Source organism: Pseudomonas sp. MYb13, assembly GCF_002980075.1.
GTDB classification, from domain to species: Bacteria; Pseudomonadota; Gammaproteobacteria; order Pseudomonadales; family Pseudomonadaceae; genus Aquipseudomonas; species Aquipseudomonas lurida.
The window spans coordinates 51,183-76,104 of record NZ_PCQI01000006.1 but is presented as its reverse complement, the minus strand read 5'-3'; the positions used below and the strand labels follow the sequence as shown (position 1 = coordinate 76,104).

Sequence of the window (24,922 nt, the reverse complement as noted above, 5' to 3'; positions counted from 1 at the left end):
GTGGTTCAGTCTCTACAATCGTTGACTGACACACCGCTTTCGCGGGCAAGCCCGCTCCCACATTTTGAACTGCGCTCAACGGTTAGTCGGTGGTGATGCGTGAGTGTTTGCGGGTGTCTTTCATGGTCACGTAGACCACCAACGACACTGCAATGCACGCGGTCACGTACCAGTAGTAGCCGGTTTCCATGCCGATGCTCTTGAACCACAGTGCGATGTATTCGGCTGTGCCGCCAAAGATCGATACGGTCAGGGCATACGGCAGGCCTACGCCCAGGGCGCGGATTTCGGTCGGGAACAGTTCGGCTTTCACCACGGCGTTGATCGAGGTGTAGCCGCTGACGATGATCAGCGCAGCCATGATCAGGAAGAACGCGCCCCACCAGCTCTGGATGGTGTGCAAGGTGGTGAGGATCGGCACGGTGAACAGGGTGCCCAGGATCCCGAAGGCAATCAGGATCGGCCGACGACCGACTTTATCCGACAGCCCACCGACGATCGGTTGCAGGCACATGAACAGGAACAGCGTCGCTGCCGAGATGGTGGTGGAGTCGGAAATGCTCATGCCGACGGTGTTCACCAGGTATTTCTGCATGTAGGTGGTGTAGGTGTAGAACGCCAGGGTGCCGCCCATGGTCAGGCCGACGACGGTCAACAGTTCCTTGGGGTGACGCATCAAGGTACGCATGGCGCTTTCCTTGGCTTTTTCCTTCTTGGTGAACGACTCGGTTTCTTCCATGCCGCGACGCAGGTACAGCGCGACCACTGCACACAGGGCGCCGATGGCAAACGGGATACGCCAGCCCCAGGCATACAGCTGCTCGGTGGTCAGCAATTGTTGCAGCACGATCAGTACGCCCAGGGCGATGAGCTGGCCAGAGATCAGGGTCACGTACTGGAAGCTGGAATAGAAACCACGGCGTTCCTTGGTCGCCATCTCGCTGAGGTAAGTGGCGGAGGTACCGTATTCGCCCCCGACCGACAGGCCCTGCAGCAAGCGGGCGAATACCAGCAGGATCGGCGCGCCGATACCGATGATTTCATAGCCCGGGCTCAGGGCGATCAGCAACGAGCCGAAGCACATCAGGTAAACCGAGGCCATCAGGGCCTTTTTGCGCCCGACTTTGTCGGCATACAGCCCCATCAGCCAGCCACCGATCGGGCGCATCAGGAAGCCCACGGCGAAGATTGCGGCGGTGTTGAGCAGTTGGGCGGTGGTGTCGCCTTTCGGGAAGAAGGTTTTCGCGAAGTACAGCGAGAAGGCGGCGTAGACGTACCAGTCGTACCACTCGACCATGTTGCCGACGGAACCACTGAAAATCGATTTGATCCGGCTGGAAGTGGTGCGTTCTTTCGTCGGCGCGGCCGCCGACCCCAGAGGCAAGGTGTTGGAGTTATCCATTGAAGGATCCTTCATCTAGTTGTTTTTATGGAGCGTGCTTGCGCACTGCCTGGCTGGGGCTATAGCAGGAGCTGTGCCAGGTGGATGAAGGCCCGGTCTAGAAGGGGTACAGGATTTTTTTGAGCGGAAACTCGCTGATAAATTTCATGTGATGAGCGGAATTCCGCTTATGGCTGGCGTTCCCATCGCGGGCAGGCCCGCGCCTGCCTACTAACGTGCAAACACAGTCAAATGTGGGAGCGGACTTGCCCGCGATGGCGGCCTGCTGGGGGTTAGAGGAAGGTATCGCGCACTAACCCATGGCGCTGCATCTTTTCATTGAAGGTGCGCCGTGGCAGTTGCAACTCGGCCAGTACCGCCTTGATATCGCCTTTGTGCCGGGTCAATGCAGCTTTGAGGCAGTGGGCTTCGAAGGCCTCCTGCTGCGCGGCCAGGGATTGCCCGGCCTCGATACCCTCGGGTTCCGGCTCGCCAAGGCCGAGTACCTGGCGTTCAGCGACGTTGGCCAGTTCACGCACATTGCCTGGCCAGTCATGGCTGAGCAGGCGCCCCAGTTGCGTGCCGCCCAGGGGCTCGACACTGCGGCCCAGGCGGTCGGCGGCATCCTGTGCGAAGTGATCGAACAGCAGCGGGATATCCTCGCGACGCTCACGCAACGGCGGCAGGCGCAGTTGTGCGACATTCAAGCGATAGGCCAGGTCTTCGCGAAAGCGCCCGGCGCGGGCCTCTTCCAGCAGGTCCGGTTTGGTGGCGGCGATGATACGCAGGTCCACGTGAATGCTTTGGTTGGAGCCCAGTCGTTCCAGTTTCTGTTCCTGCAGCACGCGCAGCAGTTTCACTTGCTGGGCCAATGGCATGCTTTCGATTTCATCGAGGAACAGCGTGCCACCGTGGGCGTATTCCAGTTTGCCGATGCGCTTGCCCTGGGCGCCGGTGAACGCGCCGCTCTCGTGGCCGAACAGCTCGGCCTCGAACAACTGCTCGGGAATGGCGGCGCAATTGAGCGCCACAAAGGGTTTCTTCGCCCGTGGGCCAAAGTCATGCAGGCAACGGGCGACCAGTTCCTTGCCGCTGCCGGTTTCGCCACGGATCAGCACGTTGACCGGCAGGCTCGCCAGGTCCAGCACCTGGCGGCGCAGGGTCTGCAAACCGCGCGACACGCCCAGCAAGGTTGATTCAAGCTGCGCCCGATGGTCGGCTTGTTGATGCAGGCGGCGGTTTTCGAGGATCAAGCCTCGCTTGTCCAGGGCGCGGCGCAGGCTGTTGAGCAAGGCGTCGGGGCTGAAGGGTTTTTCCAGGAAATCGTAGGCACCGTCGCGCATGGCTTCGACGGCCATCGGCACATCGCCATGGCCGGTAAGCAGGATCACCGGTAGGTCCGCATCGCGGCGCTGCACCTCGGCCAACAGTTCCAGGCCGCTGAGCCCCGGCATGCGCACGTCGCTCAGGATCACCCCGGGAAAATCCCTGGGCAATTGCGCCAGGCAGGCTTCGGCGCGGCTGAACAACTGCACCTCAAAACCTGACAGGCTCAACCATTGTTCGACGGCCGTGCGGATGCTGGCTTCGTCATCGACCACAATCACTGCGTTCAACATAGGTCGGGCGTCTCCAGCGCGATAGGCAGGGTCAAGGTAAACACCGCGCCGTCGCCACGGTTGCCGGCGATCAGGCGTCCGCCCAGTTCGTGCACGATAGCGTAGGACACCGCCAACCCCAAGCCGAGCCCGTCACCCACGGGCTTGGTGGTGAAGAACGGGTCGAACACGCTGTTCACATGCTCATCGGCAATCCCGCCGCCGCTGTCGCTGACGGTGAGCTGCCACAGCTGTTGATCGGCATGCAGACGGATTTCCAAGCGTTTGCGCGGCTTGTCGGCCATGGCGTCGAGGGCATTGCGCAGCAGATTGATCAGCACCTGCTCCAAGCGGATCGCATCACCGCGGACCCAGGCGGGGCGGGTCAGGTCCAGCACCACGCCGATGGCTTCATCGCGCAGGCGCGCGTCCATCAAGTGCAGGGACTGATCGACCACGGTGGCCAGGTCCAGGCGTTCACGCAGGCCACTCGGGCTTTTACGCGCGAAGGTCTTGAGGTGGCCGGTGAGTGCGGCCATGCGCGTGAGCATATCGTCCAATGGAGTGAGCGCTTGGTAAGCGTCGTCTATGCGACCGTGATCCAGCAGCAGGCGCAAGGTGGCCAACTGCATGCGCTGGGCGGTCAGCGGCTGATTGATTTCGTGGGCGAGGGCAGCGGACATTTGCCCCAGCGCTGCCAACTTGGCCGATTGCACCAGGCCATCCTGGGCGGTACGCAATGCCTGGGTGCGTTCTTCCACCAGTTGCTCAAGCTCTTCGCGACTGCGCTGGCGCAGGCGGGCCAGGCGCCAGCGTTGGGTCAGGAACAGCACCAGGAACACCAGCGCCAGCCAGGAGCCGGCGGCGGCCAGCCCCGCGTTACGTTGATCCTCAAAGGCGAACTGAGGCTTGCGCAGCAGGTGCAGGGTCCAGCCTTCGGCTTTCAGCGGCAGCGACTCCCAGATGTAGTTGGCACTGCCCTCCGGGCCGTTGACGCGCATCAGATGGCTGTTTTCATCAAAGCGCTGCAGCGTCTGGGTCTCCAGCGGCTGCAGTTGTTTTTTGTCGTATTGGCGGGTGGCCTTCAATTCGGCGAGGTCACTGGCCGACAACGGCCGCAGGTTGCGATAGCGCCAGCCCGGCTGGTTGGCGATAAACACGATGCCACGCGCATCACTGACCAGCAGCAGGTCATTGCCCTGGGCCCACTCGCGCTCAAGCTCCGGGAATTCCAGCTTGACCACCATGGCACCGAGGAACTGCTCGTGTTCATCGACCACCGCACTGGAGAGGAAATACCCCGGAATTCCGGTGGTCACCCCCACCGCATAAAAACGCCCGGTGCCCTGGCTGAGGGTCTGGCTGAAGTACGGTCGGAACGCGTAGTTATGCCCCACATAACTGCTCGGCAGGTTCCAGTTGCTGGCGGCGACGGCCAGGCCGGTGCGGTCCATCAATTCCAGGGTGGAAGACTGGGCTGCACCGTTGATGCGTTCGAGCTTGCGGTTGAGCAGGTCCTGGGTGCTGGCGTCCAAGGGGCCCTTCAAGGCGCTGATCATTTCTGAGTCCAGCGCCAGCACGGCGGGCAGGGCGCGGTAGCGCTCAATCAGCGTGTGCAGGGAGTTGGCATACAACGCGAGCTGCTGATTGGCACGGGCGGCATCATCCACCAGGGCTTGGCGTTCGGCGTGGCGGGTGGCCAGGGCAGCGGCCAGCACCGCGCCGGCGATGATCAGCAGGGAGTAAAAGGTCAGTCGCAGGGGGCGTGGGATCACGATCATACGGTGATGAGCAGGCACAGTAAGTGGGCGAGCACCATAGCATGAGCGGCCTGTATCGGGTGGCGAGCGGGCTGCCTGTGGTGGGCGGGCAATCGGCACGCAGAAAAAAGGCGACTGGGCCTTGGGGCCGCAGTCGCCTTTGTATTTGCAGGGAAGTGCTTACTGCACTTCTACCGCCAGGCTTTCACTGATCTTTTTCTGCCAGATCGCAGGACCGGTGATGTGGACGGATTCGCCCTTGCTGTCCACCGCAACAGTGACAGGCATGTCTTTCACGTCGAACTCGTAGATGGCTTCCATGCCCAGTTCGGCGAAGGCGACAACCCGCGACTTCTTGATGGCTTGCGCCACCAGGTAAGCGGCGCCGCCGACGGCCATCAGGTACACGGCTTTGTGATCCTTGATCGCTTCGATCGCGGTTGGGCCGCGCTCGGATTTGCCGATCATGCCCAGCAGGCCGGTTTGCTCGAGGATCTGACGGGTAAACTTGTCCATCCGCGTCGCGGTGGTCGGGCCCGCCGGGCCAACCACTTCTTCGCGCACCGGATCAACCGGGCCGACGTAGTAGATGAAGCGACCCTTGAGGTCTACCGGCAGGGTTTCGCCCTTGTTCAGCATTTCGACCATGCGCTTGTGCGCGGCGTCGCGGCCGGTGAGCATCTTGCCGTTGAGCAACACGGTTTCGCCCGGCTTCCAGCTCTGCACTTCTTCCGGGGTCAGGGTGTCGAGGTTGACGCGGCGGGCCGATGGGCCGGCTTCCCAGACGATTTCCGGGTAGGCGTCCAGCGGTGGCGCTTCCAGTGACGCCGGGCCCGAGCCGTCGAGCACGAAGTGCGCGTGACGGGTGGCGGCGCAGTTGGGGATCATGCACACCGGCAGGGAGGCGGCGTGGGTCGGGTAGTCCATGATCTTCACGTCGAGCACGGTGGTCAGGCCACCCAGGCCCTGGGCGCCGATGCCCAGTTGGTTGACCTTCTCGAACAGCTCCAGGCGCATCTCTTCGATACGGTTCTGCGGGCCGCGCTTCTTCAGCTCGTGGATGTCGATGGACTCCATCAACACTTCCTTGGCCATCACCGCGGCTTTCTCGGCGGTGCCGCCGATGCCGATGCCGAGCATGCCCGGTGGGCACCAGCCGGCGCCCATGGTCGGAACGGTCTTGAGCACCCAGTCTACGATCGAGTCGGACGGGTTGAGCATGGCCATTTTCGACTTGTTTTCGGAGCCGCCGCCCTTGGCCGCCACGTCCACTTCCACGGTGTTACCCGGGACGATGGAGTAGTGGATCACGGCCGGGGTGTTGTCCTTGGTGTTTTTGCGCGCGCCGGCCGGGTCGGCCAGGATGGAGGCACGCAGGACGTTTTCCGGCAGGTTGTAGGCGCGACGTACGCCTTCGTTGATCATGTCGTCCAGGCCCATGGTGGCGCCATCCCAACGGACGTCCATGCCCACGCGCACGAACACGGTGACGATACCGGTGTCCTGGCAGATCGGGCGATGGCCGGTGGCGCACATGCGCGAGTTGATCAGGATCTGGGCGATGGAGTCACGGGCCGCTGGCGACTCTTCGCGCAGGTAGGCTTCGTGCATGGCCTGGATGAAATCAACGGGGTGGTAGTAGGAAATGAATTGCAGGGCGTCGGCAACGCTCTGAATCAGGTCGTCTTGCTTGATCACGGTCATGAGTCGCGCTCCTCTATAAGGGAACATTCAATAAAGGTGGGCTCAGTGAAGTGCATCGGTCGGCTGAGCCCACCTTTCCAAGGCGCGTCGCCAAGAAGAGCAAGTATTGTCGGCGCGACGCTAAAAAGGCGCGGCAGTATAACCCGGCGCGGTGGCCGATACACCCGACTATGGTCAAACTGTCGCAGGCATGATTCCCTGTGCGCTCCCCTTGTGATTGAGTCCTTATATGCCTGAACTGTACGTCGGCGAACGCCATTGGTCGGTCACGGCCGGCAGCAACTTGCTGGATGCCTTGAACCAGGCGGGTGTCGCCGTGCCCTACAGTTGCCGCGCCGGCAGTTGCCATGCGTGCCTGGTGCGTTGCCAGGGTGAGGTCGATGACAAGCAACCCGAAGCCTTGAACCCCGCGCAACGCCAGGAGGGTTGGCGGTTAGCGTGCCAGTGCCACGTCAGTGGCGATCTGCGCGTCGAGGCGTTTGACCCCACGCGGGACGGTTTGCCAGCCCAGGTGGTGGGTGTCGACTGGCTGAACCCGACCGTGCTGCGCCTGCGCCTGCAACCGGAGCGAGGCCTGCGTTATCGCGCCGGGCAGCACCTGGTGTTATGGGCGGGGCACGTGGCACGTCCATATTCCCTGGCGAGCTTGCCCCAGGACGATCCCTTCCTGGAGTTCCACCTGGATTGCCGTCAGCCCGGCGAGTTCAGCGACCTCGCCCGGCAATTGCAGGTTGGCGACCGCCTGCGCCTGGGCGAATTGCGCGGTGGCGCGCTGCAATACGACCCGGACTGGCAAGCCCGGCCGCTGTGGCTGCTGGCGTCCGGCACCGGATTGGGACCGCTGTGGGGTGTATTGCGTGAGGCCCTGCGACAGGATCACCAGGGCGCCATCCGCGTGATTCACCTGGCCCATGATGCCGAGGACCACTACCTGGCCGAACCCTTGGCTGCTCTGGCTGCCCAGCATTCCAACCTGGCGGTGGAGCTGTGGACCGCGGCCGGGTCGGCCCAGGCATTGGCGCAACTGCGGCTTGTTTCGCGGCAAACTCTGGCTTTACTCTGCGGGCACCCTGCCAGCGTCGAGGCATTTTCCAAGCGCTTGTTCCTGGCGGGGCTGCCGCGTAATCAACTGCTGGCGGATGTGTTTCTGCCGCGTGGTTGAGCGCTGAACTCCACAGCCGCGAGATTCGCCATGACCGACGCCATCCAACCGCTGCGCGAACGCGGGTTGCTGATCCTGCAGCTCAATCGCCCTGACAAGAAGAACGCGCTCACCCGTGCCATGTACACGCAACTGGCCGAGGCGCTGGAGCAGGCCGATGCGGATGGGGAAGTCCGCTGCGTGCTGATCCAGGGCAGCAGTGACTGTTTCACCGCCGGCAATGACATTGTCGACTTCCTGGAGCAGCCGCCCAGCGATCTCGACAGCCCCCCGTTTTATTTCATGAAGAGCCTGCTCAACTGCCGCAAACCGGTAATTGCCGCGGTGGCGGGCGCAGCCGTGGGGATCGGTACAACCCTGTTGCTGCATTGTGACCTTGTGTACATCAGCCGCGATGCGCGGTTGCGCATGCCGTTCGTCAACCTGGGGCTGTGTCCGGAGTTTGGTTCGAGCCTGATCCTGCCCAGGTTGTTGGGGCACGCGAAAGCGGCCGAATTGTTGCTGTTGGGTGAAGGATTTACCGGTGAGCAGGCGGCTGCCTGGGGCATCGCCACCGAGGCGTTGGGCAGTGGTGAAGCGGCGCTGGCCAAGGCGCGGGAGGTGGCCGAACGTTTTGAAACCCTCGCGCCGGGCGCGGTGCAGGTGACCAAGCAATTGATGAAAAGTGTTGATCGTGAGCAGCTGCGGCAGGTGATCGAGGAGGAGGGTGCATTGTTTACCCAGCGGCTGAAGTCGCCTGAGGCGATTGCTGCATTATCGGGGTTTATCAGCAGGCGTTGAAGGCAGGTTGATGAGGGCCTGATTGCCAGCAGGTCAGTCTGATCCGAAATGCAAAAAGCCCCGCCATTCACATGGCGGGGCTTTTGTTTTTTGGCGTGTTACTCAGTACTGCGGGTCGCCCACATGCAGGATCTTCATGCCATTGGTGCCACCGGTGGTGTGGTAGCTGTCGCCCTTGGTCAGGATGACCCAGTCGCCTTGCTCTACGACGCCGCGTTTGACCAGCTCGTCGATAGCCTTCTGGCTGACTTCATTCGGTGCCAGCGAAGCCGGATCGAACGGAATGGTGTACACACCACGAAACAGTGCCGCGCGGGCCTGGGCTTCGCGGTGCGGGGTGAAGGCGTAGATCGGCACCGAGGAACGGATGCGCGACATGATCAACGGCGTGTAGCCACTTTCGGTCAAGGCGATGATCGCCTTCACGCCCGGGAAGTGGTTGGCGGTGTACATGGCCGCCAGGGCGATGCTCTGGTCGCAGCTTTCGAACACTTTGCCGATACGGTGGCTGGAGGTCTTGCTGGTCGGGTGCTTTTCAGCGCCGACGCAGATACGCGCCATGGCCTGCACGGCTTCCAGCGGGTAAGGGCCGGCGGCGCTTTCAGCCGAGAGCATCACGGCGTCGGTGTAGTCGAGCACGGCGTTGGCCACGTCGGACACTTCGGCACGGGTCGGCATCGGGTTCTGGATCATCGACTCCATCATCTGGGTCGCCACGATCACCGCTTTGTTATGGCGGCGTGCGTGCAGGATGATCTTCTTCTGGATACCGATCAGCTCGGCGTCACCGATTTCTACGCCGAGGTCGCCACGGGCAACCATCACCGCGTCGGACGCCTTGATCAGGCCGTCGAGGGTCTCGTCGTCGGCCACGGCTTCGGCGCGTTCGATCTTCGCGACCAGCCAGGCGGTACCGCCAGCTTCGTCGCGCAGTTTACGGGCGTATTCCATGTCGGCGGCGTCGCGCGGGAAGGAGACGGCGAGGTAGTCCACTTCCATTTCGGCGGCGAGCTTGATGTCGGCCTTGTCTTTTTCCGTCAGGGCCGGTGCCGTCAGGCCACCACCACGGCGGTTGATGCCTTTGTGATCGGACAGCGGGCCGCCGATGGTCACGGTGCAGATCAGCTCGGTGCCGGTGGCGGTGTCGACGCGCATGACCACGCGGCCATCGTCCAGCAGCAGCTCGTCACCGACGCCGCAGTCCTTGACCAGGTCCGGGTAATCGATACCCACGACTTGCTGGTTGCCCTCGGTCAGCGGGTGGCTGGTGGAGAAGGTGAAGGTGTCACCGATCTTCAGCTCGATCCGCTTGTTGGCGAATTTGGCGATACGGATCTTCGGGCCTTGCAGGTCACCCAGCAGTGCGACGAAGCGGCCGTGCTTGGCGGCCAGGTCACGCACCAGCTTGGCGCGAGCCTTGTGCTCGTCCGGGGTGCCGTGGGAGAAGTTCAGACGGGCAACGTCCAAACCAGCCAGAATCAGCTGTTCGAGGACTTCCGGCGAGTTGCTGGCCGGGCCAAGGGTGGCGACGATTTTGGTACGACGGACGGACATGCACAGACTCCTGAGTTCAAGCGCTGAGGAAGGCTACTATGCTCTTTCGTTGTAGTCATTGTTCGTTTGCACTACTTATCGATGATTGACTTGTTTTCGCTGCGGCTGAATACGAACATCCTTGAAGATTTTCGACGAGGGGTCGATACACTGCACAAGACAGGAGAACCGTCATGCGAATTTTGCTCATTGCTGCCCTGGCCGTCAGTGTTGTCGGCTGCACCCGTTGGTCGATGGACCACCATTTGAACAATGCCTACCGGGCCTATAAGGTCGGTGACTGTGAGCGCGTCACCCTGGAATTGTCCCAGGTCGACCGTGAAAGTCGTACCCGACGCTATGTGCAGCCAGAAGTGTCGATGTTGCGCGGGCAATGCCTGGAGCGGCAGAAGCTGTTCGTCGACGCGGCGCAGACCTATCAATTCATCATCAATCAATACCCGTCCAGTGAGTACGCCTACCGTGCTCGCGCGAGGCTCGACACCCTGCAGCAACTGGGGTATTTCCCCGGTGCGAGAGCCGCTCAACCCCGTCCTGCGTCCTTGTGATGATATTCGTCATGTCATTACTGGCCCGTCGCCAGTCTTGGGCTATCCTTTAAACGTCCGTTTGTACAAGTTTCTATGCAAGCGGATGTGGGGCCCGGACTCGGCGGCTGTCTGGCGGCATCTATTGCTTGTTGTCGCACCGAGATCCAGGGAGAGCGGGCGGTTTTGGCCCGTTCCGAATCACTGGCACGGCCGCAGTCATGGCCACTGGATGGCGATCTCACCATGTTTACCGACCGACGGATCGAGCGGCATCAACTACCTTGTTTTCTGCAAGTATTCAACCGCCTCACAGACAAGCCCATTGGGTTTTTGGGCAATGTCTCGGAAGACGGGCTGATGCTAATCAGCCAACTGCCGATGATGGTCGACGTGGACTTCGAGCTGCGCTTGAAGATTCCCGGTCCTGAAGGCGCCTTCCATCCGATTGATATAACGGCGACTTGCCTGTGGAGTCATGAGGACATCAACCCTCAGCACTACGATTCCGGGTTCAGGGTGCTCCATGCGCCTGAGGAATATGGGCAGTTGATTAGCGTGTTGTTTCACTACTTCAGTTTTGATCCCTTGCAGGCTTCAGCCTAGGCACGGCGCGCTGTCGACCCGGTTTGGGGGCCGGTTGGCCTCACCGTGGTCGTGCGCTGTTTTTGATGGCGCTTTCCTCAGAACGCGCCGGCTTTCTTCCAGCCCAGGTAGCGTGTCACCAGGGCCGGACCCAGTTCAGATGGCAAGGTGTCCAATACAGACAGGCCTTGGGCGCTGAGCCGTTCGTGAAGTTCATCGCGGGTATTGAGGTAGCCGACGGTACCGCTGTAGGCCAAGGCTTCGGGTAAGGTTTGCACGGGAGCCTGGCGCAATTGATCGAGAACTTCTTCGCGCAAGCTGGCCACCAGCACCCTGTGTTGGCGGCTGATACGCTTGACGGCCGTCAGCAATGCCTCATCGTCCTCATCCCGCAGGTTAGTCACCACAACCACCAATGCACGCCGCTTTTGCCGAGCCAGCAGTTGGCTTGCCGCAGCCTGGTAATCGGCAGTCCGACGGGTGGTGTCCAGGTCGTAGACCGCGTTGAGCAACAGGTTCAATTGACTACTGCCCTTGACCGGCGCCAGATAGCGCGGCTGGTCACCGGCAAAGGTGCACAGCCCCACGGCATCGCCTTCACGCAAGGCTACATAGCTGAGCAACAGGCAGGCATTGAGGGCGTGGTCAAAATGGGACAGCTCGTCATCCTGGCTGCGCATGCGTCGGCCGCAATCCAGCATGAAGACGATTTGTTGGTCGCGCTCATCCTGATATTCACGGGCGATGGGCGTGCGTTGCCGGGCCGTGGCCTTCCAGTCGATCTGGCGCAGGCTGTCGCCGTCGCGAAACTCGCGCAACTGATGAAACTCCAGCCCCAGTCCGCGCCGTTGACGTTGACGCACCCCCAGTTGGCTCAACCAATTGTCCACCCCCAGCAGCTGTGCACCGTACAGCCGGGCGAAATCCGGGTAGACGCGGATGGCATCGCTCACCTCGATAAAGCGCCGGGCTGACCAGAGTCCCATTGGGCTGGGCAGGTGAATTTCACAACGGCTGAACGTGAAGTGCCCGCGCCGTAGTGGGCGAAGACGATAACCCAGCTCGCTGCGCTCACCGGGGCGCAGGTCGATGGATTGGGGCAAGTTCTCTACGGTCAACCCGTCGGGGACATGATCGAAGACCTGCACTGTCAGTGGCTGTGGGAAGTCATGCTCCAGGACCAGGCGTACCTCGCCCCAGCGTCCAAGCGCCAGGCTTCCGGGCATCTGCCGCTGCGCTCTGGGGGAGGGACGGCGACGCAGGCGCACCGCATCCAGCATGGCCAGCAGCAACAGCGCCAGGAGCAACCCCCACACCACTGAGTGCAAGGTGTCGGGCACCTTGACCTGCAGCGCTGCCGCAGTGCCCAACAGAATGTCCAGGCCCAGCAATGCGCCGAGCCAGTGCAACAGCAGACGAGTCGGTTTCATGAGCGAATCATTGCCGGGGTGCTGGAATTTGATCGAGCAGTTGCTTGAGCACCTGGTCGACCTCCAGCCCGTCGATGTCCAACTCTGGCGCGATACGCACACGGTGGCGCAGTACGGCCAGGGCACACCCCTTGATGTCATCCGGGGTGACGAATTCGCCACCGCGCAACAGAGCGCGAGCGCGAGCGCCACGTACCAGGGCAATGGAGGCCCGCGGGCCGGCACCGATGGCCAGCCCCGGCCAGCTGCGGGTGGCGCGTGCCAGGCGTACGGCGTAGTCGAGCACGTGTTCGTCCAGGGCCAGGTCACTGGCAATCTGCTGCAACTGCAGCACGTCCTCGGCCTGTAATACTGTGCGCAATGGGTGTACATCCAGCATGTCAGCCCGGGACGAGCGCGTGACTTCGCGCACCATGTCCAGCTCCTGCTGCGCGTCTGGGTAGTCCATGCGTACCTTGAGCATGAAACGGTCGAGTTCCGCCTCCGGCAGGGGGTAGGTGCCTTCCTGTTCAATGGGGTTCTGGGTTGCCAGCACCATGAACGGTTGGCCGATGGGCAGCGCCTCGCCTTCGAGGGTGACTTGCCGTTCCTGCATGGCCTCAAGCAAGGCTGCCTGGGTCTTGGCCGGGGCACGGTTGATTTCGTCAGCCAGTAACAGGTGGGTGAACACCGGCCCCTTGCGCAGCTTGAACTGCTCGGTGTGCAGGTCGTACACGGCGTGGCCGGTGACATCGCTGGGCATCAGGTCCGGGGTGAACTGGATACGTGCGAAATCGCCATCGAAGCACCGCGCCAGGGCACGTACCAACAAGGTCTTGCCCAACCCCGGCACACCTTCCAGTAGCACGTGGCCACCGGCGATCAGTGCCGTCAGGACATCGTCGATCACCTGGTCCTGGCCCATGACCGCTTTGCGCAATTCAGTGCGCAGGGCCTGGGCTTGCCCGCTGGCGCGTTGCAAGGTCTCGCCGGTCACGGCAGTGGCGCTTGGAAATTCACTCATAGGGCATTCCTGAGGGTTTGCAGGCACGCCACCTGCCGGCTGAAATCGGCGCTGGAAAGCCGTTTTGCCGGGAGTGGGCCAAGGGCCTGGCTGATGACGTGAGAGGGTTGGCGTGTCAGGTGTTCAAGCACCCGCCATTGTTCTGTGTTGTCGAGACGTTCAAAGCCGGGGTGACGGCGCCGTGCTGCACGCAAGATATCGCGCTGCAGGGCATGCAACAGCGTGCCCTGGCCGCTGCGGCGCAGCAGGAAGTCCGCGCTGGCTTTCAGATGTTCCTGCAATTGTCGACGCGCGGTGGATGCCGGTGGACGGATCGGGCCTTGGCGCATCGCGGCTCGCCAAAGTGTGAGGGCGACCAGTGCAATGAGCGCCACCAACGCTTGAGGGAAATACCGCATCAGCAACGTGAACAGGTCGTCGAAGTCACTGTTGAACAGCAGGGTCACGGTGGTGCCCTGGTTCAGGTACCAGAGCAGCCAGGCATTATCGTGCTTGCCTATGTTCGGGGTTTTCCACAGGTCGCTGTCAGTGATCACCGTGACGCTGCCTTCCCCGAGGTCCAGTTGCATCAGGTGACTCGACCTTGCGCTGTTGGCGGAAAATTGCGCCAGGTGCTTGGCATCGATGAGGTTGAAGTCCGTGTCGAAACTGAAATACGCCGGTGCGGTTTCATTGTCGACATAGAGCTTGGTCAGGTCCGCAGCCTTCTTGGTACGAGGCTTTTTACTGGACGGGGCGAGCTCTTCAGGCTCGTCACTCAACGTTTGGTGGATATGCAGACGATCGAGTAGCAGGTCGCCGCTTTTGCCTGTTTCTTCATCCCATAACGCCTCGGCCACCAGTAACAGATGGCCGCCGGACCTGGCCCATCCCAGCAGTTGCTCCACCTGGCGTGGCGTCATGCTGCTGCGCTCGCCGAGCAGCAGCAGGCTGTTTTCCTTGGCCGGCAGGGTCGTCAGTCGCTCCAGGCTATTGGCGTGTTGCACGGCCAGGCCTTGTTGGCGCAGAAAGTGTTCGGCCGCCAGGTAGGGGTTGGCCTGAGCTTGCGGAGAAGGGCCGCGATCCACCACTTCGTCATAGGGAACCGCCTTGCTCCACGCGTAGTAACCAGCTGCTCCAAGCAAGCACGCCAGCAATAGCCCAACCCACAGTAACGGTCGCTTCATGGGGGGCTCCCCGCGCTGAAGAGGGTGCGCCAATCACTGCACAGTTTTTGCTGGGCCGAGAGTGGGGGCAACTGATGGCCATAGGCGAGGTTTTGCCAATGCCGGGTCAATTCATCACTGAAGGCCAGCAGGTGTGGGTGTTGCAATTGGTGTACGCGCGCCAGGACCTGGCCTTCGGTGTCGGCGTTTTTCAGCGGCAGGTTGAAGTCATGCAGCAGGCGACTGAGCAGGCCCCGGTACAGCAGGCCGAGGGCTTCCCTTGGTTGTGTGGCCCATAGGTGCTCGGCGGCAGTGGCAACATCGTCGGGCAAGGTCTCGCTACCCAGTTCAAGGCCGAACAGCTGCGTGGGCACTGGTTTGACTGTTTTGGGTTTACGAGGCCCGCGCCGACTGACGAAGGTGTGCAGCCATTCACGATACCGCCACGCCAGCATGATCAGGCCACCGATCAGAAGCCCCCACAGCAGCACTTCAACGGCTTGGGCAACGTGCTTGAAGGTAGTGCTGTTGAGATTGTCCAGCAACGCTTTCAGCCAGGCAGGAAGTTTGCCGTTGGTGCGGGCCTGGTTTTCTGCAGGGGAGGGGGCTTCGCCAAAGCGATAGCGGGTGACGGTTTCCGGGTTTTTGAATGGGGGCTTGTCCAGTATCAACTTGACGGACTGGCTGGCACTTTGGGTACTAAGCGGCGTGGCATCGGCCATGGCGGGAGGACTGAGCGGCAGCAGCATCAATCCGGTCACCAGTAATAACAACGGCGCCACGTTGCTCAGGCGCTCACGAAGGCGTCGGAAGATCAACTCCAGGTCCCAGGCCTCCAGTACGGTGCGACGGTTAAGGTAGAGGCTGAAACCGCAAGCCACATAGATGGGTTCCCAGAACACCAGGAGCAAGGCATAGAAGGCGTTGCCCAGGTGTTCGAGCCAAAGCCCTTCCGAGCTTGTCGCCAGTACCAGGCGTTGCCAGTCCCAATCCATCTCGACGTTTTGCGGAATAAATAGATAGAACAGCGCCATGCAGCCAAACCACAAGCCGATTTCCAGGTGCGTGCCAACGATGGTCAGCCAGCGTGCAGCTCCGGCATTACGTTGCTGCAGAACGCCCAGGCGTTTTTGGCGTGCAGGACCCTCCAGGCCTTCTAGCTGGCTGACCGGCATCACAAAGCTGCGACTCAGGCTGAGCCGTCGCCAGGTCAGGCTGGCCAGCAACTGGCCCTTGAGCAGCCGCGGCCATTGGCGTACTGCTTCCTTGAGGCTGGGTGTTTCGCCAAACAACGCCTTGGACAAAATGTACAGCGGCAAGCGGTCAAAGGCTGGCTTGAGCCACCAGAACAGGAATATCGCGGTAGACGGGTACTGCCACAGCAGCGCGGTGAGCAAGGCGAACACTGGCAGGGTGACCAATGCCCAACTGCCCATCAATAGCATGCGGTGTTCCCGGGTCATCAGTACGCCGAGATCCATGGCTTCCCAGGCGGTACGCGGGCGGATTACCACGCTGGCATCACTCAGGCGCATGGCGAATCCTCCCGGCAAGACTCAGGTAAGCGGCAACCAGCAGCCACAGGACGGCGCCCACCAGATATTTGACCCAAGGGGGTACGTCGGTGGTGGATGACCAATAGGCCTCGATAAAGGCCGCTATCAGCAGGAAGATCATGACACCGCACAACATCTGCACGCTTTTGCGCGCCGCCAGCCGCAGTGATTCGCCACGGGTCAATTGCCCGGGAGCGATCAGAGCCCAACCCAGTTGCAAGCCTGCGGCTCCGGCGAGGGCGATGGCGGTCAGTTCGAACGCACCATGGCCGATGACGAACGACCAGAAAGTCTGCCCGTAGCCGATTTCGGTCAGGTGCCCAGAGACCGCGCCGATGACCAACCCGTTGAAAATCAGAAAGAACACGCTGCCCAGGCCGAACAACAACCCGGCGGCGAAGGTCTGGAACGCGATGCCAATGTTGTGCATCACGTAGTAGCCGAACATCATCCAGTCTTCGCTTGATGCCCGCTCGGCGGCGCGGCCCAGGCGACTGGCGTCGGGGTCATACATGCCCTGCATCTCAGCCACCTGCTGGGGGCTGACGATGCTGTAGATCAGGTCGGGGAACAGGTACACCAGCAGCGCAATGCCTGCCAGGCTTCCAAAGAACAGCAGGCTGGCCGTCAATACGAAGCGCCACTGTTCGCGCACCAACCGAGGAAAATCGGCAAGCAAGAACCCCAGCACATTTGCCGCCCATTGGCTGCGATGCCGGTAAAGCTGTTGATGGCCGCGCAGGGCCAGTTGTTGCAATGGGTCTACCAGATAGCTGCTGTAGCCGCGTTCCTGTGCCAGCGCCAGGTGATGGCACAGGCGTCGGTACTGATGCGGGAAGTCGGCAATGTCACTGGCCTTGGCCTTGCCTTGTTCCAGCTGTTTCAGCTGTTCGGCAAACGCTTGCCATTGGGGTTGGTGACGGCTTTCGAAGAGGCTCTGCTTCATGTCGGCCCCAACAGGCCACGGGCCACGCCGTTGAGTTGCTCCACGGCGCGGGCCGGGGATACTTGCAAGGGGGTGGCGAGTATCGAGGCCAACTCGTGAACGCGTTCGGTGGACAGTTCGCCCTGGCGCTCCGCGAAGGCAAGGATGGCCCGCTGTTCGCTCAGGTCCAGGGTGAAGGGCAGGCGCAAGGCCACGGCTTGAGGGATCTGGGGGCGCACCAGGGGCTGTTCCCGATAGATCACCAGTGTGCCGGCCGCCAAGTCGCCCAGGCGTTTGAAGTGAGGGTGCTGCAGGCAACTGATAGCGCCGAGAAAATAGCCGAATGGCAGCATGTCGACGAACCGCAGCAGGTTACGGATCAGTGACGCGGACCAGCCGATCGGGGTCCCGTCATCCTGTACGACACGCAACCCCATGACCTGTTTGCCGGGCGAGCAACCCTGGTTGAGTACCTCGAACAGCACCATGTACCACCAACTGATCAGGAACAGCAGCAGCGAACCCAGACCGATACCGACGTTACCCAGCAACGCCAGCGGCACCAGCAGCACACCCATCACCACCCCGCGCAGGCCCAGGTCGAAGGCAAAGGCCAGCACCCGTGGCACCAGGCCGGCCGGGCGCAGGGGCAGGTCGATGCCCTCCGGGGTCTCGATCTGGTAGCGGGTGTCCAATGGGGCTGACGGCATCGCGATCCTTGGCAGTGCAGAGTGGCTGGGAGACACGGATGCTAGCAGTGTCGGCGATGGAAGCAACCATTCAAGGTTTTACTGGATATTTGTACAGTGCATTTGGTGCTGGTCGCGGACGCTGTCCAGCGCCTAGACTTTGTCGATCTTCAGTACAGGATCAGCCCGTGACCTCCATTTTCTGGTACGACTATGAAACCACCGGCATCAACCCGCGCAACGATCGCCCACTCCAGGTAGCCGGTATTCGCACGGACGTCGAACTCAATGAGATCGGCACGCCGGTCAATCTTTTTTGCCAGCCCAGCGACGATATCCTGCCTCACCCGGTGGCCTGCGCGATTACTGGTATCACCCCTGCGATACTCGCGGAAAAGGGCCTTGCCGAGGCAGACTTCATGACCCGTGTGCATGCTGAGCTGGCCGCTCCGGGAACGTGTGGCGCCGGGTACAACACCTTGCGCTTTGACGATGAAATGACGCGCTACAGCTTGTATCGCAATTTCTTCGACCCTTATGCGCGGGAATGGCAGGGCGGTAACAGTCGCTGGGATTTGATCGATGTGGTGCGTACTGCCTACGCGTTGCGCCCGGAGGGCATTGAATGGCCGCAGCAGGATGGGCGCGTCACGCTCAAGCTGGAGCGCCTGACCGAAGCCAACGGTATCGCCCATGGCCAGGCCCACGATGCGTTGTCCGATGTGCGCGCCACGATCGCCTTGGCCCGACGGGTTCGCGAGAAACAACCCAAGCTATATGAGTGGCTGTTTCAGCTACGCAGCAAACAACGCGTGATGGACCAGGTGCGCTTGTTGCAGCCGATGGTGCACATCTCCGGGCGCTTTTCCGCCGAGCGTCATTACCTGGGGGTTGTGCTGCCGCTGGCGTGGCACCCGCGCAATCGCAATGCCTTGATCGTCTGCGACCTCGGGCTCGATCCGCAAGGGCTGCTGGACCTGGATGCAGATGCCTTGCGCCAACGCCTTTACACCCGCCGCGACGATCTGGCCGAGGGCGAACTGCCGGTGCCGCTCAAATTGGTGCATATCAATCGTTGCCCCGTGGTCGCTCCCTTGAATGTGCTGAGGGCACAAGACCGTGAACGCCTGCACTTGGACATGGCTATTTATCAGGAGCGGGCACTGCGGCTAACTGACGCACAGGAACTTTGGCGCGATAAGTTAGCGGTCATTTATGCCGAAGAAGATTTCGCGGCGAGCGCCGACCCGGAACAGCAGCTTTACGACGGTTTTATCGGAGACCGTGATCGACGTTTATGCGAACAAGTCCGGACGGCCGAGCCTGCGCAATTAGCACGCCAGCAGTGGCCTTTTGATGATCACCGTTTGCCTGAATTATTGTTTCGCTACCGCGCGCGTAACTTCCCCGACACCTTGAACAGCGACGAACAACTACGCTGGAAACTTTTTTGTCAGCAACGTTTGTCGAACCCGGAGTGGGGCGCGCCGAATACCCTTGAGGCATTTAATCAGGCCCGGCAGGAGTTCGCCGTTAGTGCCACGCCTTTTCAGCATGGGGTGCTGGAGCAATGGCAGGAATATGCGGACACTCTGGCCGCGCGGATGAATTTGTAGTCGGCTGTCACAAAATAGGCAGGCAATAAAAAACGCCAGCAGGCTGGCGTTTTTAATGTGTCGCGTATCAGGCGTGAGCCTGGCGAGGCTTAGCCCAGCAGGGTAGCCCAACCTTCAACCACGTCACCGCCCCACTTGGCTTTCCACTCTTTCAGCGTTTTGTGGTTGCCACCTTTGGTTTCAATCACTTCACCGTTGTGCGGGTTTTTGTATTGCTTGACCTTGCGAGCACGCTTGGTGCCGGTAGTTTTCACAGCGCCGCGCGGTGCTTTAACTTTCGACTCTGGATCCAGCAGCGCGATGATGTCACGCAGGGATTTGGAGTATTCACCCATCAGGGTGCGCAATTTGCCTTCGAATTCCAGCTCGGTTTGCAGTTTGTCGTCTTGGGACAGGTTCTTCAAACGGGCTTGCAGCTCTTTGATAGCTTCTTCGGTGGCGCGGTATTCGTTGATCAGAGACATGTGGACTACCTTATGTAGAGCGCTGATTGACAGGGAGCGTGGCCCAATAATAGTCAGGCGGTTTGCCCAAGTAAACATTTAAGGTCGCATTTATGTGAATTACTTTGAATGTTTGTAGCAGGACTGCGCATTCGAGTTAATTATTAGGGCGTAGACCTAAAGATAATCTCCTTGAATTGCACGGAACAGCCGTCGGGTGACGCAGTAGATTCATATAAAGGTGGTAAAACCATAGGCTATTAAGGGGCAATGCGCGGGCCGGCGATCAGAATAAGCGTTAACGAATACTGCAGTTTTCCTGCGCAATCGCTAGAATGGCGGCCTTTGCGAAGTTCTGGAGTTTCCCCCTAATGCGCACTTTTCGGCTGGTGATTGCTTGCCCGGACCGGGTTGGCATCGTTGCCAAAGTCAGTAACTTTCTGGCCTCCCACAACGGCTGGATCACCGAGGCGAGTCATCACTCGGACAATCTCAGCGGCTGGTTCTTCATGCGTCATGAGATCCGTGCCGATACGCTGCCCTTCGGCCTTGAGGCCTTCCGCGAGGCCTTTGCGCCGATCGCCGAAGAGTTTTCGATGACCTGGCATATCACCGACACCGAGCAGAAAAAGCGCGTGGTGTTGATGGCCAGCCGCGAATCCCACTGCCTGGCCGATTTGCTGCACCGCTGGCACAGTGATGAGCTGGACTGCGAGATCGCTTGCGTGATTTCAAACCACGACGACCTGCGCAGCATGGTCGAGTGGCATGGCATCCCGTATTACCACGTGCCGGTCAACCCACAGGACAAGGAGCCGGCCTTCGCCGAAGTCTCCCGACTGGTCAAGCAGCATGAAGCCGACGTCGTGGTGCTGGCGCGCTACATGCAGATCCTGCCGCCGGAGCTGTGCCGCGAATATGCCGGCAAGGTGATCAACATTCACCACAGCTTCCTGCCCTCGTTCGTGGGCGCCAAGCCTTACCACCAGGCTTCCCTGCGTGGCGTGAAGTTGATCGGCGCCACGTGCCACTACGTCACCGAAGAGCTCGACGCCGGCCCGATCATCGAGCAGGACGTGGTGCGTGTCAGCCACAGCGACAGCATTGAAGACATGGTGCGTTTCGGCCGCGACGTCGAGAAGATGGTGTTGGCCCGTGGCCTGCGTTATCACCTTGAAGACCGCGTGCTGGTGCACGGCAACAAGACGGTCGTATTCTGACCGACGTGTTGTGATTGAAGAATGAAGGGCCTGGGCGTTAAATCGTTCCAGGCCCTTTTTCTATGCGTGTCGATGAGGATTGAGCAATGAGTGATCCGCTGGACAAAGCCACATCAAAAGCCCCGGCGACAGTGGGGGAGGGATGTCTGAGTCGGTTTGATCCGGATGACCTGGACAACGATGACGGCACCGATTTTCCCGGTGCCGCCCAATTGTGGGAGCGCGAGCGGGGCAACTTCGAGCCCGAGGGCAAGTAATCGTCCCCCCAGGATCAGATCCGGAAACTACCCACCAGTTGCTTCAATCGCGCGGCTTGCTGCTCCAGGTCGGAACAGGCGCGCAGGGTGGAGTGCAGGTTTTCCACGCCTTCCTGATTAAGGGTATTGATCTCGGTAATGTCCATGTTGATCGACTCCACCACTGAGGTTTGTTCTTCCGTGGCGGTGGCGACCGACTGGTTCATGCCATCGATCTCGCCGATGCGTTGGGTCACGCTGTTGAGGCGTTCACCGGCCAGGTTGGCAATGTCCACGCTGTCGAGGCTGTGGCGCTGGCTTTCACTCATGGTGCTCACCGACTCCCGGGCGCCGACTTGCAGCTCCTCGATCATCTTCTGCACTTGTTGCGCCGATTCCTGAGTGCGATGCGCTAGGTTGCGCACTTCATCCGCGACCACTGCAAAACCGCGCCCGGCTTCCCCGGCGCGGGCCGCTTCAATCGCGGCGTTGAGTGCCAGCAGGTTGGTCTGTTGGGAAATGCTGGTGATCACCTCGAGAATCTGGCCGATATTCACCGTCTTGCTATTGAGCGCTTCGATATTGCTGCTGGAGGCGCTGATCATCGCGGACAGCTGGTTCATCGCCTTGATATTGCGCTCTACCACTTGCTGGCCGTCTTCAGCCAGGTGCCGTGCGTCGCTGGCCTGATGAGAGGCCTGCGCGGCATTGCGTGCGATTTCCTGGGCCGCGGCCCCCAATTGATTAATCGCGGCGGCAACGCTGTTGGTTCGGTTGGCCTGCTCGTCGGAGTTGACCATCGACGAGTTGGACGCACTGACCACGCGCAGTGCCACCTCATTGACCTGTTCGGTGGCCGAGGAAACTTCGCGGATCGACGTATGAATACGCTCCACGAACCGGTTGAAGGCGTTACCCAGTGTGCCGAATTCATCGTGATTCTGGATCGTCAGGCGGCGTGTAAGGTCGCCCTCGCCGTCGGCGATGTCCTGCATGGCACGGGTCATCACATGCAACGGTTGCAGGAGTACGCGGATCAGCATGCCGAGCAGCGCGATGATGATGACCACGGCAATGATCGTGGCGATGACCGCCGAGGTGCGGAATTCGCTGAGCATGGCGAAGGATTTGTCTTTATCTACTGCAATACCGAGGTACCAGTTCACCGAGGGCAAGCCCTTGATCGGCGTAAAGGTCACGATAGTGTCCTTGCCGTTGGCTTCGACTTGGCTGAAGTCTGCACTGATTTTCGGGGTGTTGTTCGGGTACACGTCAGCCAGGGTCTTCATCACCAGGTTTTTGTCCGGGTGTACCAGTACCTTGCCATCGGCACTGACCAGGAACGCATAGCCCATGCCGCCGAAGTTCAGCGCGCCAATGTTGTCCACGAGGGTTTGCAGGCTCAGGTCGCCACCGACCACGCCGATGCTCTGGGTGCCCTGGGTGCTGGGCGTGGCAACGGAAATGATCAATTTGCCGGTGGCAGCATCGATATAGGGTTCGGTCAGGGTTGAGCCGTTGCTGCTCTGGGCGCCTTTGTACCAGGGCCGTACGCGCGGATCGAAGCCCTCTGGCATCTTGGTGTCAGGGCGGATGGTGAATGCGCCCTTGCTGTCACCGACGTAGGTTGCCATGAATGAAGAGGTCAGGGCTTTCTGTTCCAGCAGGCTGGCAACCGCGGAGGGCTCGGGGTTGATGGCGATGTTTTGTGCGGCGTTTTCCACCAGGGCAATGCGCCCGGTGAGCCAGGTTTGAATGTTGCTGGCGGTGACATCCCCCATTTCATGCAGGTAGTTGTTGAGATCGTCGCGAATCGCGTTGCGTTGCAGGTAGTCGTTATAGAGGGTAAATAGCGCGAAAGCGGCGATGACGATAAGGGAGGCTGCAAGCAGGATTTTGTGGCTGAAGCGCAGATTTTTATTCATGGCTTGTAGGGTCCGCTAAGGTCTTAATATCCGAAGCGCGTCCTTATGGGAGGCGCAAAATGGCAGCGTCAAAAAAGGTGTGATACTTCTTGTGATAGCTCTGTGGGTCCCTGTAGGAACTATCTGACCTATTTTTAGACTTTGTGGGTCTCACATCTGCCTGTATCGACCTGGCGACACTAAAGATTAACCATGGGTGACGAAATGCCTGACTCCACACAACTGCTTATCGGTGCCGACCTCTCCGGCCAGCCTATTGCCCAGGCCCTGCGCCTGGCCAACCGTCACGGGTTGATCGCCGGCGCCACCGGCACGGGCAAGACCGTCACGTTGCAACGCCTGGCAGAAGCCTTCAGTGATGCCGGTGTGGCCGTATTTGCCGCGGACATCAAGGGTGACCTGTGCGGCCTGGGGGCTGCGGCAAATCCTCAAGGCAAGGTTGCCGAGCGTATCGCCGGCATGCCCTTCCTCAATTACACGGCCAAGGCCTACCCGGTCACGCTGTGGGATATTCACGGGCAGTCCGGTCATCCGTTGCGCACCACCATCAGCGAAATGGGCCCGTTGTTGCTGGGCAGCCTGCTGGAACTCACCGACAGCCAGCAGTCGGCCCTGTACGCAGCCTTCAAGGTCGCGGATCGCGAAGGCCTGCTGTTGCTGGACCTCAAGGACCTCAAGGCGCTCCTCAACCACCTGCGCTATCACCCGGAGTTGCTCGGAGAAGATGCGGCGCTGATGACCACCGGTTCCAGCCAGGCGCTGTTGCGTCGCCTGGCGGTATTGGAACAGCAGGGTGCTGAAGCCTTGTTCGGCGAGCCGGCCCTGCAGTTGGAAGATATCCTGCAACCTGCCGGCGACGGGCGCGGGCGCATCCACCTGCTGGACGCCAGCCGGCTGGTGCACGAGGCGCCGAAGGTGTACGCGACGTTCCTGCTGTGGCTGTTGGCGGAGTTGTTCGAACAGTTGCCCGAGCGCGGTGACGCAGACAAACCGCTGCTGGCGCTGTTTTTTGATGAAGCGCATTTACTCTTCGCCGACACGCCCAAGGCGCTGCAGGACCGTCTTGAACAAGTGGTACGGCTGATTCGCTCCAAAGGCGTGGGGGTGTATTTTGTCACCCAATCCCCAGGCGACCTGCCGGACAGCGTGCTGGCCCAACTCGGCCTGCGCATCCAGCATGGCCTGCGGGCGTTCACGACCAAGGAACAGAAATCCCTGCGCGCCGTAGCGGACGGGTTTCGGCCAAACCCGGCATTTGATGCCTTGTCGGTATTGACCGAGCTGGGCACGGGGGAGGCCTTGGTGGGCACCTTGCAGGAAAAGGGCACGCCGGAAGTCGTCCAGCGCGTATTGGTTGCACCGCCGCAATCGCGGATTGGCCCGCTCAGCGACGTCGAACGCGCTGCGCTGGTGGCCAGTTCACCGTTGCAGGGGCGTTATGACAAGCCCATCGACCGCGAATCGGCTTATGAAGTGCTGATGTCACGCAAGGCGCTGGGGCCAACAGACGAGGCCAAGCCGGCCAGCGACGAGCCGAGTTTCACCGACAAAGCCGGGGCGTTCCTGGGCACGACGGCGGGCAAGGCGCTGAAGTCCGCGATGCAGCAAGCCGCCAATCAGATGGGGCGGCAACTGGTGCGTGGCTTGTTGGGGTCGCTGTTGGGCGGTAGCAAGCGCAAATAG

21 protein-coding genes and 1 pseudogene are annotated in these 24,922 nt (G+C 60.9%); 8 read left to right on the top strand and 14 right to left on the bottom strand.

Annotation, left to right across the window (positions count from 1 at the left end; translation table 11 throughout):
* Nucleotides 1-82: 82 nt before the first annotated feature.
* The 4 genes from CQ002_RS13375 to CQ002_RS13360 form a co-directional block, all read right to left on the bottom strand.
* Nucleotides 83-1,402 carry an MFS transporter gene (locus tag CQ002_RS13375; RefSeq protein WP_034109177.1) on the bottom strand — a complete coding sequence of 440 codons (1,320 nt, stop codon included), beginning with the start codon at nt 1,400-1,402 and terminating at the stop codon, nt 83-85.
* 272 nt (nt 1,403-1,674) lie between these two features.
* The gene (locus tag CQ002_RS13370) at nt 1,675-3,000 is read right to left on the bottom strand and encodes a sigma-54 dependent transcriptional regulator (protein WP_105162789.1); all 1,326 of its coding nucleotides are present in this window, start codon (nt 2,998-3,000) and stop codon (nt 1,675-1,677) included.
* The gene (locus CQ002_RS13365) at nt 2,994-4,760 is read right to left on the bottom strand and encodes an ATP-binding protein (RefSeq protein ID WP_034109175.1); all 1,767 of its coding nucleotides are present in this window, start codon (nt 4,758-4,760) and stop codon (nt 2,994-2,996) included. The genes CQ002_RS13370 and CQ002_RS13365 overlap by 7 nt, the downstream gene beginning before the upstream one ends.
* Nucleotides 4,761-4,919: 159 nt before the next feature.
* Nucleotides 4,920-6,443, bottom strand: coding sequence for a fumarate hydratase (locus CQ002_RS13360; protein WP_010208051.1), 1,524 nt, complete (start codon nt 6,441-6,443; stop codon nt 4,920-4,922).
* A 229-nt stretch (nt 6,444-6,672) separates the two neighbouring features.
* Here CQ002_RS13360 and CQ002_RS13355 point away from each other — a divergent pair, with 229 nt between their 5' ends.
* Both CQ002_RS13355 and CQ002_RS13350 read left to right on the top strand, forming a co-directional pair.
* Entirely contained in the window at nt 6,673-7,605 is a 933-nt protein-coding gene (locus CQ002_RS13355) for an iron-sulfur-binding ferredoxin reductase (protein WP_105162788.1), read from the top strand.
* 30 nt (nt 7,606-7,635) lie between these two features.
* On the top strand, nt 7,636-8,385 hold the full coding sequence (locus tag CQ002_RS13350; protein ID WP_105162787.1) for an enoyl-CoA hydratase-related protein: 750 nt from the start codon (nt 7,636-7,638) through the stop codon (nt 8,383-8,385).
* Between the two features lie 102 nt (nt 8,386-8,487).
* Here the strand turns inward: CQ002_RS13350 and pyk are convergent, their stop codons facing one another.
* Nucleotides 8,488-9,939 (bottom strand): pyruvate kinase, encoded by a 1,452-nt coding sequence (gene pyk, locus CQ002_RS13345; protein ID WP_025854788.1) that lies wholly within the window; start codon nt 9,937-9,939, stop codon nt 8,488-8,490.
* Nucleotides 9,940-10,112: 173 nt separating this feature from the next.
* Here pyk and CQ002_RS13340 point away from each other — a divergent pair, with 173 nt between their 5' ends.
* Both CQ002_RS13340 and CQ002_RS13335 read left to right on the top strand, forming a co-directional pair.
* Entirely contained in the window at nt 10,113-10,487 is a 375-nt protein-coding gene (locus tag CQ002_RS13340) for a hypothetical protein (RefSeq protein ID WP_034109172.1), read from the top strand.
* Between the two features lie 225 nt (nt 10,488-10,712).
* On the top strand, nt 10,713-11,072 hold the full coding sequence (locus tag CQ002_RS13335) for a PilZ domain-containing protein (RefSeq protein WP_034109171.1): 360 nt from the start codon (nt 10,713-10,715) through the stop codon (nt 11,070-11,072).
* 77 nt (nt 11,073-11,149) lie between these two features.
* Here the strand turns inward: CQ002_RS13335 and CQ002_RS13330 are convergent, their stop codons facing one another.
* From CQ002_RS13330 to CQ002_RS13305, 6 genes are read right to left on the bottom strand one after another with little or no spacing between them, the layout of a single operon-like run.
* Entirely contained in the window at nt 11,150-12,481 is a 1,332-nt protein-coding gene (locus tag CQ002_RS13330) for a DUF58 domain-containing protein (RefSeq protein ID WP_105162786.1), read from the bottom strand.
* Nucleotides 12,482-12,488: 7 nt separating this feature from the next.
* Nucleotides 12,489-13,484, bottom strand: coding sequence for a MoxR family ATPase (locus tag CQ002_RS13325; RefSeq protein WP_034109169.1), 996 nt, complete (start codon nt 13,482-13,484; stop codon nt 12,489-12,491).
* Nucleotides 13,481-14,650 carry a DUF4350 domain-containing protein gene (locus CQ002_RS13320; protein WP_034109168.1) on the bottom strand — a complete coding sequence of 390 codons (1,170 nt, stop codon included), beginning with the start codon at nt 14,648-14,650 and terminating at the stop codon, nt 13,481-13,483. The genes CQ002_RS13325 and CQ002_RS13320 overlap by 4 nt, the downstream gene beginning before the upstream one ends.
* Nucleotides 14,647-16,164 (bottom strand): DUF4129 domain-containing protein, encoded by a 1,518-nt coding sequence (locus tag CQ002_RS13315; protein ID WP_105162785.1) that lies wholly within the window; start codon nt 16,162-16,164, stop codon nt 14,647-14,649. The genes CQ002_RS13320 and CQ002_RS13315 overlap by 4 nt, the downstream gene beginning before the upstream one ends.
* Nucleotides 16,151-17,131 (bottom strand): stage II sporulation protein M, encoded by a 981-nt coding sequence (locus CQ002_RS13310; RefSeq protein WP_105163162.1) that lies wholly within the window; start codon nt 17,129-17,131, stop codon nt 16,151-16,153. Before CQ002_RS13310 ends, CQ002_RS13315 begins: the two co-directional genes overlap by 14 nt.
* Complete coding sequence (locus tag CQ002_RS13305; RefSeq protein WP_034109166.1) at nt 17,128-17,820, bottom strand: RDD family protein; 693 nt, start codon at nt 17,818-17,820, stop codon at nt 17,128-17,130. The genes CQ002_RS13310 and CQ002_RS13305 overlap by 4 nt, the downstream gene beginning before the upstream one ends.
* 167 nt (nt 17,821-17,987) lie before the next feature.
* Between CQ002_RS13305 and sbcB the strand changes: the two genes are divergently transcribed.
* Nucleotides 17,988-19,415 (top strand): exodeoxyribonuclease I, encoded by a 1,428-nt coding sequence (gene sbcB, locus CQ002_RS13300; protein ID WP_034109165.1) that lies wholly within the window; start codon nt 17,988-17,990, stop codon nt 19,413-19,415.
* Nucleotides 19,416-19,504: 89 nt separating this feature from the next.
* Here sbcB and mvaT read toward each other — a convergent pair whose 3' ends face one another.
* The gene (gene mvaT / locus CQ002_RS13295; protein WP_005790963.1) at nt 19,505-19,879 is read right to left on the bottom strand and encodes a histone-like nucleoid-structuring protein MvaT; all 375 of its coding nucleotides are present in this window, start codon (nt 19,877-19,879) and stop codon (nt 19,505-19,507) included.
* A gap of 350 nt (nt 19,880-20,229) precedes the next feature.
* On the opposite strand from mvaT, the gene purU reads away from it, so the two are divergent.
* Together purU and CQ002_RS28320 are read left to right on the top strand one after the other, a co-directional pair.
* A complete protein-coding gene (gene purU, locus CQ002_RS13290; RefSeq protein WP_015885632.1) occupies nt 20,230-21,078 on the top strand; it encodes a formyltetrahydrofolate deformylase in 849 nt (282 codons plus the stop codon).
* A gap of 86 nt (nt 21,079-21,164) precedes the next feature.
* Entirely contained in the window at nt 21,165-21,335 is a 171-nt protein-coding gene (locus CQ002_RS28320; protein WP_164403693.1) for a hypothetical protein, read from the top strand.
* Nucleotides 21,336-21,349: 14 nt separating this feature from the next.
* Here CQ002_RS28320 and CQ002_RS28845 read toward each other — a convergent pair whose 3' ends face one another.
* Together CQ002_RS28845 and CQ002_RS28840 are read right to left on the bottom strand one after the other, a co-directional pair.
* Nucleotides 21,350-22,114 carry a methyl-accepting chemotaxis protein gene (locus CQ002_RS28845; protein WP_371919453.1) on the bottom strand — a complete coding sequence of 255 codons (765 nt, stop codon included), beginning with the start codon at nt 22,112-22,114 and terminating at the stop codon, nt 21,350-21,352.
* Between the two features lie 93 nt (nt 22,115-22,207).
* A pseudogene (locus tag CQ002_RS28840) lies at nt 22,208-23,239 on the bottom strand (cache domain-containing protein); the annotation flags it as partial.
* Nucleotides 23,240-23,443: 204 nt separating this feature from the next.
* On the opposite strand from CQ002_RS28840, the gene CQ002_RS13280 reads away from it, so the two are divergent.
* Nucleotides 23,444-24,922: a helicase HerA-like domain-containing protein gene (locus CQ002_RS13280; RefSeq protein ID WP_069078766.1), complete on the top strand. Its 1,479-nt coding sequence runs from the start codon at nt 23,444-23,446 to the stop codon at nt 24,920-24,922.